The following is a 387-nucleotide window of genomic DNA, read 5'->3' as shown; positions in this document are numbered from 1 at the left end:
CGGCACGCTCCGCGAACTCGCGGGCCGCCTCGAGGTACGCGAGCGCGCCCGACGAGCTGCCGTCGTACGTGATGACGGTCTGCCCGTAGCTCGGCGCCTCGGAGATCCGGACAGACCGCGGCACCGTCGTGCGCAGCGTCTGCTCCGGGAAGTGCGTCCGCACCTCCTCGGCGACCTGCTGCGCGAGGTTGGTGCGCGCGTCGTACATCGTGAGGAGGATCGTCGAGACGGCGAGCCGCGGGTTCAGGTGCGCCTGGATGAGGTCGATGGTCTTGAGCAGCTGCGACAGGCCCTCGAGTGCGTAGTACTCGCACTGGATCGGGATCAGGACCTCGCGTGCCACGACGAACGCGTTGACCGTCAGCAGGCCGAGGCTCGGGGGGCAGT

1 protein-coding gene is annotated in these 387 nt (G+C 69.5%); it reads right to left on the bottom strand.

Annotated features, from left to right (window positions below; translation table 11 throughout):
* Positions 1-387: ParA family protein (locus G3I56_RS43025; RefSeq protein WP_164418987.1), on the bottom strand; the 387-nt coding region annotated here is incomplete at both ends.

It is taken from the genome of Streptomyces sp. SID12488 (assembly GCF_010548275.1).
Taxonomy (GTDB): Bacteria; Actinomycetota; Actinomycetes; order Streptomycetales; family Streptomycetaceae; genus Streptomyces.
Note: the sequence above shows the minus strand (reverse complement) of the source record. Positions and strands in the feature narration are given on the sequence as shown.